This is a genomic window from Candidatus Enterococcus wittei (assembly GCF_002140175.1).
Lineage (GTDB): Bacteria > Bacillota > Bacilli > Lactobacillales > Enterococcaceae > Enterococcus_B > Enterococcus_B wittei.
This window is the reverse complement of the sequence record NZ_NGMO01000003.1, coordinates 311,616-329,773: the sequence shown is the minus strand read 5'-3', so window position 1 is coordinate 329,773 and position 18,158 is coordinate 311,616. Positions and strand designations below refer to the sequence as shown.

General features: G+C 37.0%; 5 protein-coding genes and 2 pseudogenes. All 7 read left to right on the top strand.

The features are described from left to right. The first annotated feature begins 47 nt into the window (after positions 1 to 47). The 7 genes and pseudogenes from A5844_RS09380 (at position 48) to A5844_RS09350 (ending at position 18,142) form a co-directional block, all read left to right on the top strand. Positions 48 to 860 (top strand): hypothetical protein, encoded by an 813-nt coding sequence (locus A5844_RS09380; RefSeq protein WP_086284923.1) that lies wholly within the window; start codon positions 48 to 50, stop codon positions 858 to 860. Between the two features lie 220 nt (positions 861 to 1,080). Beyond that, the gene (locus A5844_RS09375; protein WP_086284922.1) at positions 1,081 to 1,287 is read left to right on the top strand and encodes a hypothetical protein; all 207 of its coding nucleotides are present in this window, start codon (positions 1,081 to 1,083) and stop codon (positions 1,285 to 1,287) included. A 270-nt stretch (positions 1,288 to 1,557) separates the two neighbouring features. Next, a pseudogene (locus A5844_RS09370) lies at positions 1,558 to 2,247 on the top strand (IS110 family transposase); the annotation flags it as partial. A 591-nt stretch (positions 2,248 to 2,838) separates the two neighbouring features. Next, positions 2,839 to 13,401 (top strand): QWxxN domain, encoded by a 10,563-nt coding sequence (locus A5844_RS09365; RefSeq protein ID WP_086284920.1) that lies wholly within the window; start codon positions 2,839 to 2,841, stop codon positions 13,399 to 13,401. Positions 13,402 to 14,151: 750 nt separating this feature from the next. After that, positions 14,152 to 16,233, top strand: a complete 2,082-nt coding sequence (locus A5844_RS09360; RefSeq protein ID WP_086284919.1) for an LTA synthase family protein — start codon at positions 14,152 to 14,154, stop codon at positions 16,231 to 16,233. Between the two features lie 204 nt (positions 16,234 to 16,437). After that, positions 16,438 to 16,893, top strand: a pseudogene (gene tnpA / locus A5844_RS09355) (IS200/IS605 family transposase). A gap of 379 nt (positions 16,894 to 17,272) precedes the next feature. Further along, complete coding sequence (locus A5844_RS09350; RefSeq protein WP_086284918.1) at positions 17,273 to 18,142, top strand: helix-turn-helix domain-containing protein; 870 nt, start codon at positions 17,273 to 17,275, stop codon at positions 18,140 to 18,142. Positions 18,143 to 18,158: the final 16 nt, after the last annotated feature.

The following is an 18,158-nucleotide window of genomic DNA, read 5'->3' as shown; positions in this document are numbered from 1 at the left end:
AAAAAAGTAATAGCTAATTAGATAAAATAATGATTTAGGAGAGATTTATGGAAAAAGATATTTTATTATATGGATTAAGCGAAGAGAGAGTTCGTTTTTTTTGTGGAATTATGGATGGAAAAATCAATCTTGAAGAGAAGGCATTTAGAACAGATAAGAGGTGTAATAAGTTTCTTCTTGGGTCTTATACTATCGATAGTTATGTTGATTCATTAGTAAGTAATATGGGTACTAATAAGAGATTTTTACAAGATCCTGAGCAATGGAAAATTTGGTTGAATGATATTCTTCTCTATAAACCTAAAAGTTTTCCATTATGGGAAGAATATTATAGTTGCATGAAAATCACATCAAAAACTCAAGGAAAATTTATAGAGGATCCTATCAAACAAGGATGTAAGAATGGAGTCGATATGGCTATCGTTTATCCAAACATTATGATTTATTTTGTATTAGATGGTATAGATATGGACCTTGTTGTAACTAAATCAAAAGCTTATGATCCGAGTTACACAGGAAATGAACTCCGATATGTTTATCGCCGGTGGTCTGAAGCAAAAGAAAAAATTGTATTTTTTGAGAAAAATAGAGAAGTGCCTGCACCTTGGGTTGCTGGGGAATATCAAAAAGTATGGAAAAGTTATCAACCTAAAAGTTGGCATGGGATTAAGCAAAACCTCCAAACCAATCAGTTGGTAGTTAAAGATCAAGAGCAGCCTGTACAGAGATCACAAATACGTAGCCAACTCCCTTTGTATAAACATGTTAATAGAGCAAAAGCTGTAAGTGAAACGGGAATAGTTACCACTTCTGATAGAACATCCAATACAAAAATACATAACGAGAAAGAGAGATTCTAATTTCAGCTTTTATCAAATCGGACTGATTAAAAAAACAATTTTTTAAATATTTGAACATTTGTGCTCTCATTTCTATGCTATATTCTAGAAAAAAATTAATTCGGAGGTTAGATTGATGTCATTTGAAAACTGAGGAAACGAGAAAAAAGATAATTTTGTTGATAATTTACTTGCTAATCCCTATGCTAAAATTGTGCAACTGAAAACTACATCTTCGGGAATGAGTGATGAAACACTCCATGAAATTGAAATTAGTATTCAAGGTCCTTCTGCTGTACCTTTTTGGCATGATGACTTGAAAGCAGCGGCAGCACTTAGCTTAATTGACACGATTGATATGAAAAATTTTGATCCAGAACAGTATGAAGTTTTTGAAAATATTGTTGGTCAATTAAATAAGGCTCTGAAAATACTACAGAACCTTTAATTTAGGAAAAATATAGTCTCTTTGTCAAACACACATGAATTCGCAAACTCATTCATCCTGAAGAATGAAAGGTAAGATTGTCGTACAATTATGGGGGAAAGGAAAAAAGCCGCCATTATTTTGGAAAAGAAAGTGATGCCGATTGTCAAACTGGCTTGCTTTATTTCTCGAGACCCTTGAAATATTGCCAATGAGCATGTGTATAAAAATTTGATTTTACATGAAATAAAGCACTCCTTTCCTCAAATCATGAGAAAGGAGTGCTTTTATATGGAAATCATTTATGAATGCTGTGCTGGATTAGATGTCCATCAAAGTAATGTTGTTGTTTGTGTTTTATAAGGTCCGCTTACTTCTACCAGGCCAAAAAAACATCTACAAAAATTTGATACGACCACCAAAGGATTATTAGCCCTACATGAATGGCTAACGGATTTTGATTGTGAGGTTGTCGCTATGGAAAGTACAGGTATTTATTGAAAACCGGTTTGGCACATTCTTCAAGGAAATTTCGACTTAGTTCTAGCTAATCCGTATAAAATTAAAAATATTCCTGGGCAAAAAACGGATAAAAAAGATGCAAGTTGGATTGCTAAGTTACTGCGAGCAGGTTTGATTCCCAAAATTTTTGTTCCAGAGGAACCTATACAAGATTTGCATGAACTCACACGGTTAAGAAAAATGTGGATCGAATCTAGAAATCGAGAAAAGAATCGCGCGCACAAAATTTTACAGACTGCCGGAATTAAAATAACTTCTTACATGACAGATATATTCGGATTATCTGGAAGAAATTTATTAAATCTATTGATTAATGAGGAAGATATTACTGCAGAAAAAGTTGAAGCGGCTGTTTATACTTCTTTAAAATTTAAAGTGCCGGAATTAGTGGAAGGACTTACTGGCTTTTTCAGAAGTCATCACAAGTTTTTATTGGCACAAATTTTAGATGTTATTGATAAGTTTATTAACAGATTTAAATTTGAGCATTAATGATATCACAAATGAAAGCTGTCTCTTATACACATCTAGATGTGTATAAGAGACAGTTACTAAGCTGTGTTTAGAGACGTAAGAGTAAAGAATTAAAAATGAGAACGTTAATTTCATAAAAATGTGATTTAAAAGATGTAGATTTGATATCCTTAACTGAAGTAATTTTGCGATGATGATATGCTTAATGATAGAGAGTGTCACAAATTCTAGAATGCTGTTTAGAATCATTTGTTTTATAATCTATATGAAAGCGAACTCTAAAAAGGGGAGTTTCAAGACTTTCGTAAAAGGGAGGAACTAACTATAAATGCGTTTGCTCGTTTAGTTGGATGAATTAAAGATAGCTCCATATTTATTTTTGTTTATTCTTTGTTTTTTATATCTGATGAACTGTTGCTTTTTCCATGAAAGAACTGTTGCTTATGAGAAAATTATGTGGAACCGTTGGAGCCAGTCATAGAAACTTGTGACGCAAAAACATAGATTCTAGATATTATTCAAATGAAAAGTTATGCAACCAAATATCCCTATAATATCAATGAAGGAGTGAAAAAGATGCCACTAAAATCAAAGATGTCGAAAAAGGGAAGGATACCACAAGCTTCCTCTAGAGAAACAATTGAGAAGGCAAACAACAAACGTAATGACAAGAATCATTCTGGAAATGACCAAGCACAGTTAAATCATATTGCCAATAATATAGGACAAACACTCGCTCCCGATGGTTTATTGACATTCGATGGAGTCCTTTTTTTATCGAATATCTTCTACAACGTTCGATTCGTAGATCCTCCCCACCAACAGACGGTCATCAAAAAAAACGCCCCAGCATTTGAAGTGAACACACGAATTGACGTGAGAAGAGACGGGAATCAGACAAGGATCCATTCCTTTGTTTCCACCTCTACCATCAACCGTGAGCGAATCCAGTTTTCGAAAACACCTCATACCATGCCTCATCAGTCAACATCAATCGCCTCTCAGTTTCTCAGTGCCAGTCCATTTTTTGCCAACCAAACGGTCCACCATCAGACATCAACATCTGCACCACAAAACATCGACATAGCGAAGAGAGCCCAGGAATTAAGTCTTTCTGTTCATCAGAGGATCCATAATATCTATCAACTTCTGAATTGTACCACCACGAGAAGGACGGATCAGGTAAACACATTGATCTTCACAGGAGAAAGTGTAGAACAAACGAGTTTTCAAACCATTTGTCAGGATGCGGTGGGTCAAGCAGAGAGACAAAATAATCAAGAAATGAAACAAGAAAGTGAAATTCGCCCTTTTTCTACTGATACGATAACTGATAGAACCGTTCAAGATTCCCCATATTTTTCTGCGGAAGAGACAGCAAAAAGGCTAAGTAAAATCTTTCAAGCTTCTTTTGAAAACAAATATAACGCCACAATAAATCCCACAAATCATGTACATAATCAAGTGACTGAAACGTTTTGGAATGACTTGACTAAGCTGTTTTACCAGTTCTTTTACCAACATGAACAGATGGCTTATACTCAAGAACAAAAAGAGCCAAGCGGTTCGTTGCTGTCGTATTTTGCTGATTGGTTACTGAGTAGCTTTTCAGTAAACTATGGGGAACAAATCCCCACTAGCGCACAATCAGAAAAGAACCTAAATGTTCAGGTGAGTAACCGCCACACAAAAAACTTGCTTCCAACCAAGTCTTCGCAAAAAAAATCGAAGAAGAAAAAGCAAAAAAACAATCAACAGGAGCTATCACCAGAAATAGTTCCAGAATCGGTGTCGAAGGCCAAAACAGTCTTGCTTCCTGAAGGGGAAAGTTATTTGTCTCCATTTTGGCATCTGGCAGAAGATTTTTTCGGAAAGGTAGATGGATTTATTGAACATTTCAAATTCAATGTATTTCCCCAATTAGGTGTGGAGGCAAGGCCGATTCCGGCACCTGTGGAAGAAAGAGAAGTTCTGATAAGTTGGAAAAAACTTTCTGTAGGGGCAACAATAAAAATAAATCAAATCATGTCCGATTATCTGAATAATCTGCCTTCTACTGCACCAAAAGAAGTGAAACTCCCTGATTTTTGGTATGATTATGAAACATTTCAATTGCGACATAAAATACAAGAAGTCAATCAAAAAGTCAAAGACTATTTGATTAGACAAGGAGTTCCGTGTGCTGAATTATCAGGTGTGGAATTACTGAATGCCATCGAGAATTGGGAAGGAAAAGAAGGACAGGAAACGAAAGTAAATAGAAGAAAACAATTAGCGAGTGTCATTCGTGAAGCTTTTGGGCTTCCGAAGATCGATCTGACATATACCCAGGCAACAAACATCCTCCTCCAATGGCGAAATAATAATATCTTTCAAGAATACTCGTTTGAAGACCGAAAACCACCAACCCCAAAAGAATCTCAACCAACAACTTTAGAAGAACTTGCAACGACTCAAGCAACCACTGCAAACGCCCAGACGAGTGCAACGATAACGACTACGCTATCACCACCAGAGGTAGATACGACTCAGTTGGAATATTCGGAAGAGATTCCTAGTGAAACACAAATGAAATTAGAAAAAGTCATTCAAACATATATTCATGGCTATTCGTTTGCTAAATTATTGCGTGAAACGATTCCTCCCAATTTGGCTCCCTTCTGGTATAACTTAGAGGTTTTTAAAAAGCGTGATCAAGTCGAAAAAGTGAATAAAAAGGTGAGAGTTGTTGTGTGTAATAAAGGGAGACGGTGTCGAAATATGTCAGCGCAGACCATGTTTCTAGAGATACGACATTGGGAAAAGTCTAAAGATGCTGAGACTGTGCGAACAAAAAAGAAAAAAATCGCTGATACCATTCTAGAGGCCTCTGGACTCCCAGCTAGAGAACTGACAGACCCAGAGGTAGTAGGCATTATCCTCCAATGGCAAAACAATAATCTTTTTAAGAGTTATAAGTTTAAAGAAATCGCTCCAATACATACGGAAACGACCGTTTCATTAAATGAAAATCAGTCAAACGTGACAACAGAACGGACCATCGAAACAAATTCTGTTAAGGACCAAGTGGAAATGGCATCATTTTCTACCACGCCATCCTCGAGTACTTCTGTCAAATTGTCGGCGGATGCATTAAAAATAAACAGTATCATTACCGCTTTTTTTGCTGGAAAATCTTCTCCTGTACCAATCTCTGAGAAGTTACCACTTTTCATGGATGATGCGGAGGTGTATAAAAAGCGGAATGAAACAGATCATGTCAATGTTAAAGTCAAAGAATTTCTTTGTAATCAAAAAGAACCTTGCGACGGACTATCTCCTCTTCAATTGATCAATGCTCTATATTGGTGGGTATGGAAAGAAGGCGAGGAGAAGAAGATAACCAGAAGTAAAGAAATTGCTGAAGTTATTCTTAGCTCTTCGGGACTTACTGGACAAGAGGTATCCGAGGATCGAGCATCGGCGATTATCCAACAATGGCGAAACAATAATATCTTCAAGGGGTATCAATTTAAAGAAGCCAAGCAAATACATACGGAAACAACTGCCTCATTGAAGGAAAATCCGTCCAACTTGACCACAGAACTGCTTATGGAAACAAGTTCTCTGACGTATCAAGTGGAAGAGATTCTTCCTCCTACCGCACAACCTTCCACTTTTTCTGAAAATACTTCGGATGATATGAAAAAAATAAACTGTATTATAAGCGCCTATTTTGAGGGGAAACCTTCTCCTATACCCACTTCTGAGAAGTTACCTCTGATCTTATATGACGAGAAATTGTATAAAAAACGTAATGAAACACAAAGGGTGAATGCGGAGGTCAAAAAATTTCTCTGTGAACAAAAAGTGCCATGTGAAAAATTAGCTCCTCCTCAATTGATTACGGCTACAGAGGAGTGGATAAGAAAAGGGGGAAATAAGGGGAGATTACCTAGAAGTAAAGAAGTTGCTAAAGTTGTTCTTAGCGTTTTGGGACTTGCTGAACAAGAGGTATCCGAGGATCGAGCAGCCACTATTATTCTCCAATGGCGAGAGAATAATATCTTCCAAGGGTATCAATTTAACTACCTCATGAAAACGCATCATGAAATACCCATAGGGGTGCATGATACATTTGTTGTGTTGAATGAAAATCAGCCCAACACAACGAACCATGCGAGCCAATTGAAAAAAGGAAATGGATTTGATCTACCTAGCTCCAATATAACAACAGGATTGCCCATTGACAAAAGGTCTGACGAATCATCCACGCCTAAATTCCAATCTCCAGATACGCATGATAAAAGGTATTTAGCGTTCACAAAAAAAATAAATAGTATTATCACTGCTTTTTTAGAGGGAAAACCCTCTCGTGTACCACCCACTGTGGTACTCCCAACCTACTATCATGAGGGGGCCTATGCGGTGTATCAACAGCGACATAAAACACCAAAGGTCAATGCTGCCATCAAAAAATTACTTTGTGATCAAAAAATACCCTGTGAGGGATTATCCCTCCTTCAACTGATTACTGCGACACAGAGATGGATCAGAAAAGAAGGAAAGGGAACAGAAGAAATCAGAAGTAAACAAGTCGCTGAGCTGATTCTTACCGCCTCGGGACTAGCGAGCCATCCGATCTCTCACCATCAAGCCCATGCTATTTTCTCGCAATGGCGTGACAATAATATTTTTAAGGATTACGAGTTTCAGGAACCTTCTTCAGATGATCGAACGTATAAAACTAGTGGATTAGCTGGAGCGATCATTTCTACTAATATCTATACCTACGGTGTACTATCTTTAGAAGGAGCGGCAATGGTAAAAAAATTCCATTTGGCTTACCTTAATAAGCATCCTATGACGCTACCGACCTACGAACCCCTCCTCCCTTTCTGGTTTGATTTTGCGCTTTTTCAAAAACGGAATGAAACAGAGAAAGTCAATGAAGTAGTCAATCAGTTTCTAACTAAACAACAAGAGTTTAGTGAAGGCTTGCCCGCTCAACCCTCAGCGATCATTGCCTATGAATGGGTCCATAATGAACAAACAGATGCAGAGATTTTAGCCAGGCAAAAACAGCTGGCTCCTATTATTCTAGAGGGGTATGGTATTCGTCGCGATCTTACAGCAACGGAGACTGTCAACACGATCCTTCAATGGGAAAGCAACAATGTGTTCAAAGACTACACCTTTATTGAACTCAAACAATCTTCCTTAGATGAAAGCCAATTTCGTAATGAGACCCTCACAGACAACAGTGAAATGAAAAGAGTACCAGAAACTGTTGTAGATTCAGACTTAGAACCCGTTCATACAATCGTGATGGATGTGACGGAAAATGTGGTTCCTGCGACACGCTATTCAGAGCCTCTACCGATCTTTTATTACCATCTCCTTCTTTTTCAAAAGCGAAATGAAACGAGTGCTGTCAATAAAAAATTGCAAGAGTTCTTCACGAAGGAAGGAATGGCAATTAAAAAAAACTCTAGTAGTGATCTAGAAAAAGCCATATTACAATGGCTTGAAAAAGAAAGTACCAAGGGTGATTCTGACATATCTGAAAGAAAACAATTTTTAGCCTACTTTCTACTAAAAGCTTATGGTGTAGAAGATCTTAGACTTGGGGAGTTTCGGTCGTCTATCAAGGTGCAAGCAATATTGAATCAATGGAAGGCCAATACGTTATTAGATGGGTATACATACCAAGAGATCACTTATACAACGATCCACCACCAATTGTCTCAAGCAGAGGCACCATCAATGATCCATCTGAAAGAACAAAAAAAAGAATGCCAACAAATCTACGCAGATTTTATCCATGATCGCACGCCCACAATCTCTAAGGATCAGCCTATCCAAACCATTTATTATCATCGTACGCTTTTTGAAAAGCGAATGGCAACACTAGCCGTGAATGAAGCAGTCCGAAAATTCCTGCTTGAACAAAAAGTTTCTTTTAAGGATCCATCCGCCAGTGAATTGGTTCGTGGGATGCAAAAGTGGCTCTTTGAAGGAACCAACTATGGGACGATTCTAGCAAGAGAAAAACAAATCGCCCAGATCCTGCAAAAAGCCTATGGGCTGGAAGAAAAAGAGGTGACGGTGAAAGAGGCACGCTATCTCTTACTGCAGTGGGAAAACAACAATGCACAAGTGGGGTATACCTATAAAGACACGAGTACGTTTGAAGCCATCGAAATCAGTGCAGTTGAAGCGAATGAAGAGGAAAAAGAAAGAATTGAGGCATTTATTCGTGAGAATAAGGAGAATCGCTTCACTGAAGTCACTAACGAATCTAAGGAAGAACCTCTAAGTGAATGGACGAAGGAACAAAAAGAGGAAATCAGTAAAAAAATCGTTGTTTTCTTAGGGGAAAAGAGTATCGAGGTGGATGCGTCTAAACCCAATGAGTTAGTAGTAAAAACGGCAAGATGGGCAACCAAAGAAGTAGAAGGAAAAGAGACGACTGATTTCACGAAAGTAAAAATGTTAGCGAATATCATCCTTGGAAAAAAAGAGGATGCAGTGATTTCGGCGGAGAAAGCACAAGCAACCTTTATGAAGTGGCTGTTTGATATGTCTGAAGATAAAGCAACTACTTACACTTCTACTGAACCATCGAAAGAAGAGATAATCCAAACAACCCAAACAATCCAAACAGCCCAAACAACAGAATCAACAGAAATAACCACCGTGCAGCCATCCGTTAGTGGAAAACAACCACCTAAGTATGAAGCGCCTAATTGGCGTGATAAGAACATGAGGATTCAGGTGGCACAGTTTTTCCGCCAGGAAGGGGTATTAAAAGAGGAGTCAACCCTAGAAAATATCCTCTTTGCGATGGGAAAATGGTTCACAGAAGAAAGAGGAGAAATGATTCTCAGCTATGGCAAGCTCCAGTCCTTAGCTAAAGTGATCCTAAAAGAATTGAAGTTTTATGGTGGCGAAGGAAACGAAACCATTTCCGATAAGGATGCGAGACTCACTATCATGAAATGGGTGTCTGAGAATATACTGGGAAGCTCAATGGAGACCTATATGATGAAACAGATCCTTGATTCTCCCGATCCTTCTACATTTACGATCGGTAGTCTCAGAAAACTATTTGAAGTGGAAGAGTTGAGAGAAGGAAGTCTTCTTACTTTACATATCCTTAAATATACGGAAGATAAGAAACCGATTATTAAAAAGTTATGGTTCCTGTTACTTAAGGATACATTGCCGAATTATTTTGTTGAGACCAGTATGCTGGCAGATGAGTTGTTAATTTCTAATTATGACTCCTTGATGCAGCTGACAGGGGCCAAGTTATTAGCAGATTTAGGTATTCAAACCCAATTCAATCAAGCAGAAATCCAAACATTCGGTACATTTTTCTGGGATAAAATTAGCCAAAAAGGCATAAAAAGAGTGGAAGAACTACGTTATACGGTTCTTCCCGCCTTACTTGCGGCTGCTCAGTTAGCCCCAAATTTATTACGGGAAGCATTGGAAAAAGGGAACTATTATGAAGTGGCTCTAAGTACTTTTATTGAGTATCATCAAAAAGGGTATTTACAACTGAAAGAGCATCAAGACACACTTCATGCCCTTTTTACCGCTTATCAAAAAGAAGTCTTGAACTGGCGACGAAAACAAGCATTAGCAAAAGAAGTGGTGCAGACTTACCTCCAACATGCAAAGGGAAAAGCATTATTCCCTGCTTTTGTGTTGGAACAAGATTATCTTCTAGGAAAGAGTCTGAGTATCAATGACTATACCTCACCTGATTTAGGAGAATGGTATAAGCGATTAACCAAAGCTGTGTCCGATAGTTTTTATCCATTGGATCAAAAACTGATTGAGTCTGCGTTGGCGGCAGTTGATCCTGAAGAACGGGAGTTTATTTTTTCCCTTGAAACAGAACTTTACGAAGCCTCTGCTCAATTAGAACATACTCAGGTGACCCCATTTACCTCCTCATTTCCTGTTGTTTTACTGACTCAACTTCAGTTAGAGCAAACCGATTTATTTGTTGCAGTCCAAGGAGAGAAAGAGCGCTGGTATGCTTTGAAAAAATTGGATAAGGATGGGGGCTATGTTTTCTATCGAGTCGATAAAAACCCGTTGGCATATCTTAAATATGGACTGCTGAACCAGAAAAACATTTGGGGACAAGGCTACAAAAAGGTAGGGAACAGTATTCAAATAGGAAAGCAGTACTTTACATTTATCACGCACATTGACCGAAGTAAGAAATTATCTCAAGGGGAGGAGAGACAACCTTTGATTGATGCGTTCAGTCGGAAACATAGTGATAAATTGTATGATGAGTTATATAAATCGGGAAATGATAAAGCCATCCTAGAACAAATATGGGATGTTGCCAAGCACCTTATCCCTTTTTACGATTGTGTGACAGCTTCCATTGATAAAGATGTTGCAACTGCTGTTCCAGCTTGTACGATTGATATCGTCCTTTTGATCCCGGTTTTTGGACAAGTGACCGCACTTAGTACGAAATTTGCCTTTGGAATGGCCAAGGCGATGGCGACAGGGGGGATAAGAAATGCGATCCGTCAAGGGGCTCGATTTACTCCTAAAATTTCAGAAGTCAAGTCGGTTTTAGCCAATATTGGACGGTACCTCGATCCGGGGATCACCACAATCACTGACGGGAGTAAGTTTGTGTGTAAAGAGTTAGTGGCTTTAAAAAATAAAATTTGGGTGAAAAAAAATGTCAAACAACTTTTGGGAAAAATTGATGGTTTGGTAAAGGAGACACCTACGTTACCGAAAGATGTCATCAGGACTTACTTACCAGGAAAGAGCTTAGAAATTTATGCTAAACGGATGGAAAATGGGTCCTATCGGTTGGTGTCTGATCTGAAAACCGGAGATGTCTATGGCAATCCTTTCTGGTTGAGAGGGAACCGATTAGAGAGATTTACGGAGCCTGTCACATTTACGGAGGAACAAATAGCATTGATCAATCGGCTAGCTAAAGAAATTGATTCGGATCAGATTTTTGTAACTGTACCCAATCTGAACCCCAATGCCTATGGCAATGGAGAAGTGATGTCTGTCTCGGAAGTAGGGAAAACAACTAAGTATTTCATTACAATAAACGGTCATACAGTTCCCGTGAGAGTAATCCCTATTGAAGGGCGTGGTGTACGTTATGATGTGATAGATGGTGAGAATATTTATCGCGTGAATTTTAATGGGAGAGAATGGTATTTTGATGAAATGCCTTTTCCATTTGTTTTAAAAGAGTCAGCAGACGAAGTGATAAAGAATATAGATGAGTTTGAATCAATCAAGGATTCCAGTGCTCTTTCTGCCCCAGATGAAAGAGGACTAAGGTGGAATAGTTTAGGAAGATCTTACATCAAGATCTATGATCATTATATTCCATTGATTCAATTGTATAAGGGTTGGGATTGGTATCATTTAGTGAAAAAAGATGCCAATCAGCCGATGACCCTATGGGTATTCGACCCTGCAATTGAACAGTTTCGTTTTGAGACAAGTTTAGAAAAGGAGTTGAGGGAAGAGAGATTAGGACAAAAAAAAACGTGGCTCTCAAAGGCAGTGAGTATACTAAAAGGGAAAGAAGGAGAACTTCCACCATATGGAACTTTACCAGATCCACCAGGAAGAGGAGCAGAATGGAATGAATTTAGAAATACCATAGATGTTGAAGTTGAAACACTTCCCCCAATTAAAGAGGAAGACCATACTGTGCGTATGGATCCGCTAACAAAGTTTCTTCCAGAACCGAGAATGCTTGTTTATAATAATGAAGCTTATAATGAAGGGAAGATTTTGGATACGATAATTGAGGATCTCCCTAAAGATCCTCCACTTAAATTTCGAGTATATAGGGGTCTTGATTTAAGTAAGACTCCAGACTTTCTCCAATCATTTGTGATAGAGCTGGCAGAGGATTATAAAATTGCACAAGAACGTTTTCAAAAGGCATTAGAGGTGTTACAAGAGGTGTTAACAAAAGAAAAAATTGCAGGAACTCCGCAAGGCCAATATTTGATCCAAATGTTTAGCCTGGAGAAAGTACGAAATCCAGAACCTATCTTATTGGAAGCTGTAAATAGATTGATCTCTGTCTCAAAAAAAGGGGCAAAATTCCTTCAAAAAACCGCGGACTGGGGCTATGAAAATATTTTGATTGCATCCAGTGATTTAATTAAGCTGCCAGGCATTAGAAAATACCGCTCAACCTCTAGTGAATACATAGGTTCTATGGCATTTGTATTCCCATATGATCCAGAATGTAGAATAACCATTCTGGCGGATTCCTACCACTTAAATCCGGTTCTTAACCGAGGTTTAGAAATGAACCCAGAAAAGAGTCGAACATTCATACATGAAACCTCTCATCTTGTTTCGACCGCAGTAGATCTCGTGGCATATTCTAGAAATAAATTAGGTATTAGGAAATCTGGAGAAGTCTTGTTAGAGGAATATAAGAAGCAAAGTTACAAAATATATTCTAGTGAGGGTTTCAAAATGTTTGTGAACTCCATAATAATATATCAAAACAAACCGGGGTTATCATTAGCGACCGTGTGGCAAGAAACAATAAAAAGTGATTTATTTCGGGTGAATTTACAGTTGAGTGATGCAGAGATGGTGACGCTCATCATCCGAGATTTTGCGGATGGGCGAGATTTCAATGGCGTACTTCGTGAAACGAGAAGTCTTAAAGATTCGATAATTGAAGATGAATCGATATTTATATTTTTAGCAGTGGCTGCTAATACATACACATATGGCAATTTCGAGAAGGCCCCTGAATTGGCAAATGAGCAAGAACAAACTACTGACAATCCCGATCTAACAGAAGCAGTGACGAATGAAAACAATCATTCGACAATTGGGAAAAGAGAAAAGAGAGAGATAGCTTCAAACCACATGGAACTGACAGAGGATAGCTCAAATAGAAGTTTCTTAGAGCTTAAAAGCATGAGTCCAGAAAACAGCAATATGATAGGCCTCTCCTCCTCAAATCAACAAATAGATACAGAATTTTCAAAGACGACAGAGAAGAAAAGCTTCCTAAACATTGTTGCCACTAGTATAGAAAGAAGCACTAGAATCAATCCAAGGATGGATCTAAACCAACCAATAAGCAAAAACATCCCACAGCATTAACCAAGTAATGTAGGTCATTCCTCAAACATAGACGAAGGTAAATAAATAGTAATCTGTTAGAGCAAAGGTTAGTGAAAATATGATAAAGAGAGAGTAACAGCTAGTTGCTGATAATGGGTTAAAAGGCATAGATTATGTGTTTAAGTTCGGTTAGAAGGGGTGGGGAAAATCATTCTTAAATTCTAAAAACATTAAAAAAGTCTGACATTTAAAAATTTTGGCTCTTTGTTCAATGATATGGGTAAAGAGAAATCTCAGAATGATGGATGAGAAGAAAAAACTATTTTCTTTTCATTAATAAGATGACGGTGGAAACTACCAATATCAAAAAGTATAGATCTATTTTTATAAATAAATCCTATATTTGTCATTTAAGGAGAAAGCAATTTGCCATTAAATAGAAAAGTGACATCAAGTATGAATCCACAACTCTTCTTATTCAATTGCTTATAAGGATTGTATCTAAGTCGCTTGTTTTAGAAAATATAAGGGATAGGTTGCAACAGTAATGTTAAGCTATTCCTTATATATTTGTTGATACAAGCTTCTTTTTGACACAATCTGTTTGGGATTTGCATAACAATAAAAATTCAAAATCATCCTTGTCGTCTACGTCTTGGCGTTCATTTAAGAATGGACATAGCATTCTTTTATTTTCTAAAAAAGTATTAAAATCTTCTCTTTTTTTAGAAAATCTTCTATTTTAGGAGCAAAATAAATAGGAATAAGAATGAGAGAGAAGTGATAATCGTGAACCAACTAAAAAAATTGTTTCAGCATCGTGTGTTGCTCGTTTTACTGGCAAGCTTTTTCTTTTGGCTGAAAACAATCTTTGCTTATTCCATCGATTTTTCTTTAGGTGTCGAGGGCAGTATGCAATATTTTATTTTGTGGATCAACCCGATTGCAACGACGCTTTTGCTTTTTGGTTTGTCTTTATATATCAAAGATAGCAAGAAAGGTTTAATAGCTCTGTTTACTATCGACCTGTTGAATACTTTTTTACTTTATTGCAATATTATTTTTTATCGGGAGTTTACAGATTTTATCACTGTAAAATCAGCTTTAGGCTTTTCAAAAGTTTCACAAGGGCTGTCTGGGAGTTCTTTTTCGTTGATGAAGCCTCATGATATCTTGTACTGGATTGATCTTTTGATTTTCGCAGTTTTGTTGATTAGAATGATGGTCAAAAAAGTCCCTTTGCAAGCTAACCCAGTTCGAAAAACAGTAGCGGTGGCAGTCACCTGTTTTTCGGTATTGTTTTTTTCTGGGAACTTGGCTTTGAGCGAAGCAAATCGTCCTCAACTATTGCAACGAACGTTTGATCGTTCGTATATCGTGAAATATTTAGGACTGGATGCTTATACAGTTTATGATGGGATCAAAACAGGAATCGCTAGTAATATCCGAGCCCATGCTAGCAGCAATGGGTTAGAAGAAGTATTAAAATACACAAATTCCCACTACGCAGAACCAAATCCTGAAACGTTTGGAATAGCCAAAGGGAAAAATGTGATTGTGCTCCATCTTGAAAGCTTTCAACAGTTTCTTATCAATATGAAAGTGGATGGGCAAGAAGTGACGCCATTTTTGAACAGTCTATTTAAAGATCAGGCAACCATCGGTTTCGATAATTTCTTCCATGAAGTTGGACAAGGTAAAACCAGTGATGCAGAAAATATGTTGGAAACTGGTACTTTTGGTCTGCCACAAGGTTCGTTATTTACGGAATTAGGTTCTGATAATGTGTTTCAAGCAGCACCAGCAATTTTGAATCAAACGCAAGGGTATACCAGTGCAGTATTTCATGGAAATGTAGGCAGTTTCTGGAATCGTGACCATGTATATAAAAATCTTGGCTATGATAATTTCTTTGATCGTTCCTACTTTGACCAAACAGATGAAATGCTTGGCTATGGGATTTTAGATAAAGACCTGTTTAGAGAATCTGCACAATATCTTGAACATCTGCAACAACCTTTCTATGCGAAATTTTTATCAGTGACGAATCATACCCCATATTATACAGATGATGAAAATTTTGATTTCCCAGCGTTGAATACTGGAAATAGCACGGTTGATAATTATGTCCGAACAGCACATTATTTGGATCAGTCGTTAGAACAATTTTTCAATTATCTCAAAGCATCTGGTATTTATGAAAATTCTATATTTATGATTTACGGAGATCATTTTGGGATTTCAAATACAGATAACAAAGATTTAGCTTCAGCACTCGGTAAAGATCCAGAAACATGGGGCGACTTTGATAATGCGCAAATGCAAAGAGTCCCCTTGATGTTCCATATCCCTGGTTATACAAAAGGGGAGGTCAACCATGAATACGGCGGAGAAATCGATGTTTTACCTACACTATTGCATTTATTAGGAATAGACGACAAAAATTATATCCATTTTGGAACAGATCTTTTATCTACCCAACATGATCAAGTTGTTGCTTTTAGAAATGGTAATTTTGTTACACCAGATTATACAGTTCTAGGTGGGAAGGTCTATGACACTCAAACAGGTGAGCTGATCGAAGGCAATGAAACAGTCGAAAAGGAAGTTGCCAAAAAGCAAGATCAAGTAAAAACAGCATTGAACCTTTCTGACAAGCTCAACCAGGAAAATCTGTTACGTTTCTATACACCTGAAGGTTTTACACCGGTTGATCCTGTAAAATATGATTATCAGAATCAAGTGCAGAAAAATGCTGCAATCGAAAAAGAAAAGGGCAAAAAATCGACAAGTGTCTATTCTGAAAATAACAATCAGTCAACTGTAGGACTTTATCCAACAAAAAAAAATGGTACTCAAACATCTAAATAAAATGAAACCTTTTAAAAAGTTGTTTTTTAACTTTTTAAAAGGTTTTTTATTATTGTCTTTAGACCTAGTTGAACTCGCAAAGCGAGTGAAACATAAAACCACCTACTATGCGGGTGGGGAATAAATGGTTCTATCAAAAAGCCCTTCAAATCGTTAAAATATGATTGTTCAGGTCATATTGATAACGAAAGGAAGGGATAAGAAATGGCTAATAAAGCAAATAATTTAGCCCATACAAAGTGGCTGTGTAAATACCACATTGTATTCACACCAAAGTATAGAAGAAAAATCATCTATAATCAATATCAAGCAAGTATTCAAGAGACTATTAAACGGTTATGTAAATATAAGGGGGTAGAAATATTAGAAGGACATATGATGCCAAATCACGTTCATCTGTTATTGAGTATCCCACCAAAAATGAGTGTGTCCAGTTTTATGGGCTATCTAAAAGGAAAAAGTGCGTGAATGATTTTTGACAAACATGCAAATTTAAAATATAAGTTTGGTAACCGACATTTTTGGGCAGAAGGTTATTATGTAAGTACAGGGGGATTGAATGAAACAACCATAAGAAAATACATTCAAGAACAAGAAAAACATGATATAGCACTAGATAAATTGAGTATTCGAAAATATGAAGACCCTTTTAAGGGTTAGAGAGTAATACAAGCACCTTTTTAAAGGTGAGCAAAAGTGGCAAAGGGAATATGGCTTGAACATGAAATGAGAAAGCCAGCGTCTTTAGGCGCTGGTCGGTGTAAAGGACTTATAGCCCTAGTGCAAACCATCCTTTTGAAGGGAGGGATGATTAATTTTCAAATACTTTTTTTATTTTTGCGTACTTAATTAGTGAATGCAGTATATTTTTTCAATAATTATTTCTTCAATGGATCGATTAGATGAAGGTAGGAAGTGAGATAGGATCGATAGAGGATCCAAAGAAATAGTTTAACAATGATTCAAATATATATCATTTGACAGCATAGAATAGTTATTGAAAAAAATAAATTTATGCAATCATTAAAGGAGGAAGATTATGCACGATGGAGAGTTGATCAAGAAATTACGTATTAGCCGAAAACTAACGCAAACACAATTGGCTCAAGGGATTTGTTCAAAGACTTCACTAGTAGGAATAGAGAGCCAGACAGTCAAAAAAATTTCATTTTTGACTTTAAAAGCTTTCTTGGATCGGCTAAACATAAGCTTGTCAGAATATGAGTGCTTACGCAACCAGTTAGAAGAGCCAAAGAAAGCCAAAAAAAGCCGTCACTTGTTGAACAAAGTACAGGAAGAAGATTTCGATCCATATAAAGAAATTGCTAACAATCGCAAACATTATAAAAAGACAGCAGATCTTTATTATCTAGTATTAAATATACATATGTATTGGAAAGCAACAGTTAAACCTGATTTACAATTAGAATTTTTAGGATACGAATGCCGAATGATTGAAGACTATTTTATGAAGATCAGAGAATATGGACGGTTTGAATTGGAATTATTGGCAGAATTTCCTTTTATTTTCAGTGATTCGTTTATTGAAAATAATTATTTGAAAATCAAAAAAAAGATGCGTCAAGTGATTGATCCGCAAGGGTATGATCGTTGTTTATTCCTATTTCTTAAAAATTTGACACTTTATTACATCGATAAGAAACGATACAAGAAAGCGCGAAGTATCAATGAAGATATGTATCGAAGCTTAGCTCATAAAGAGAAATCTAGCGTGATTTATGAGAAGTTGATGTCTGATTATTATCGGCGCTTGATTGCTACAGCATTAGGAGAACCAGTGATTATTGAAGAGATGGAATCGTTATTTTCAGTCATAGAATATACATTGGGGCAAAAAGAGCGAGAGCAGTTAGAGGAAAAATTATTGGCATATAAAAAAAATACTTAAAAAGAGAATATTCCAT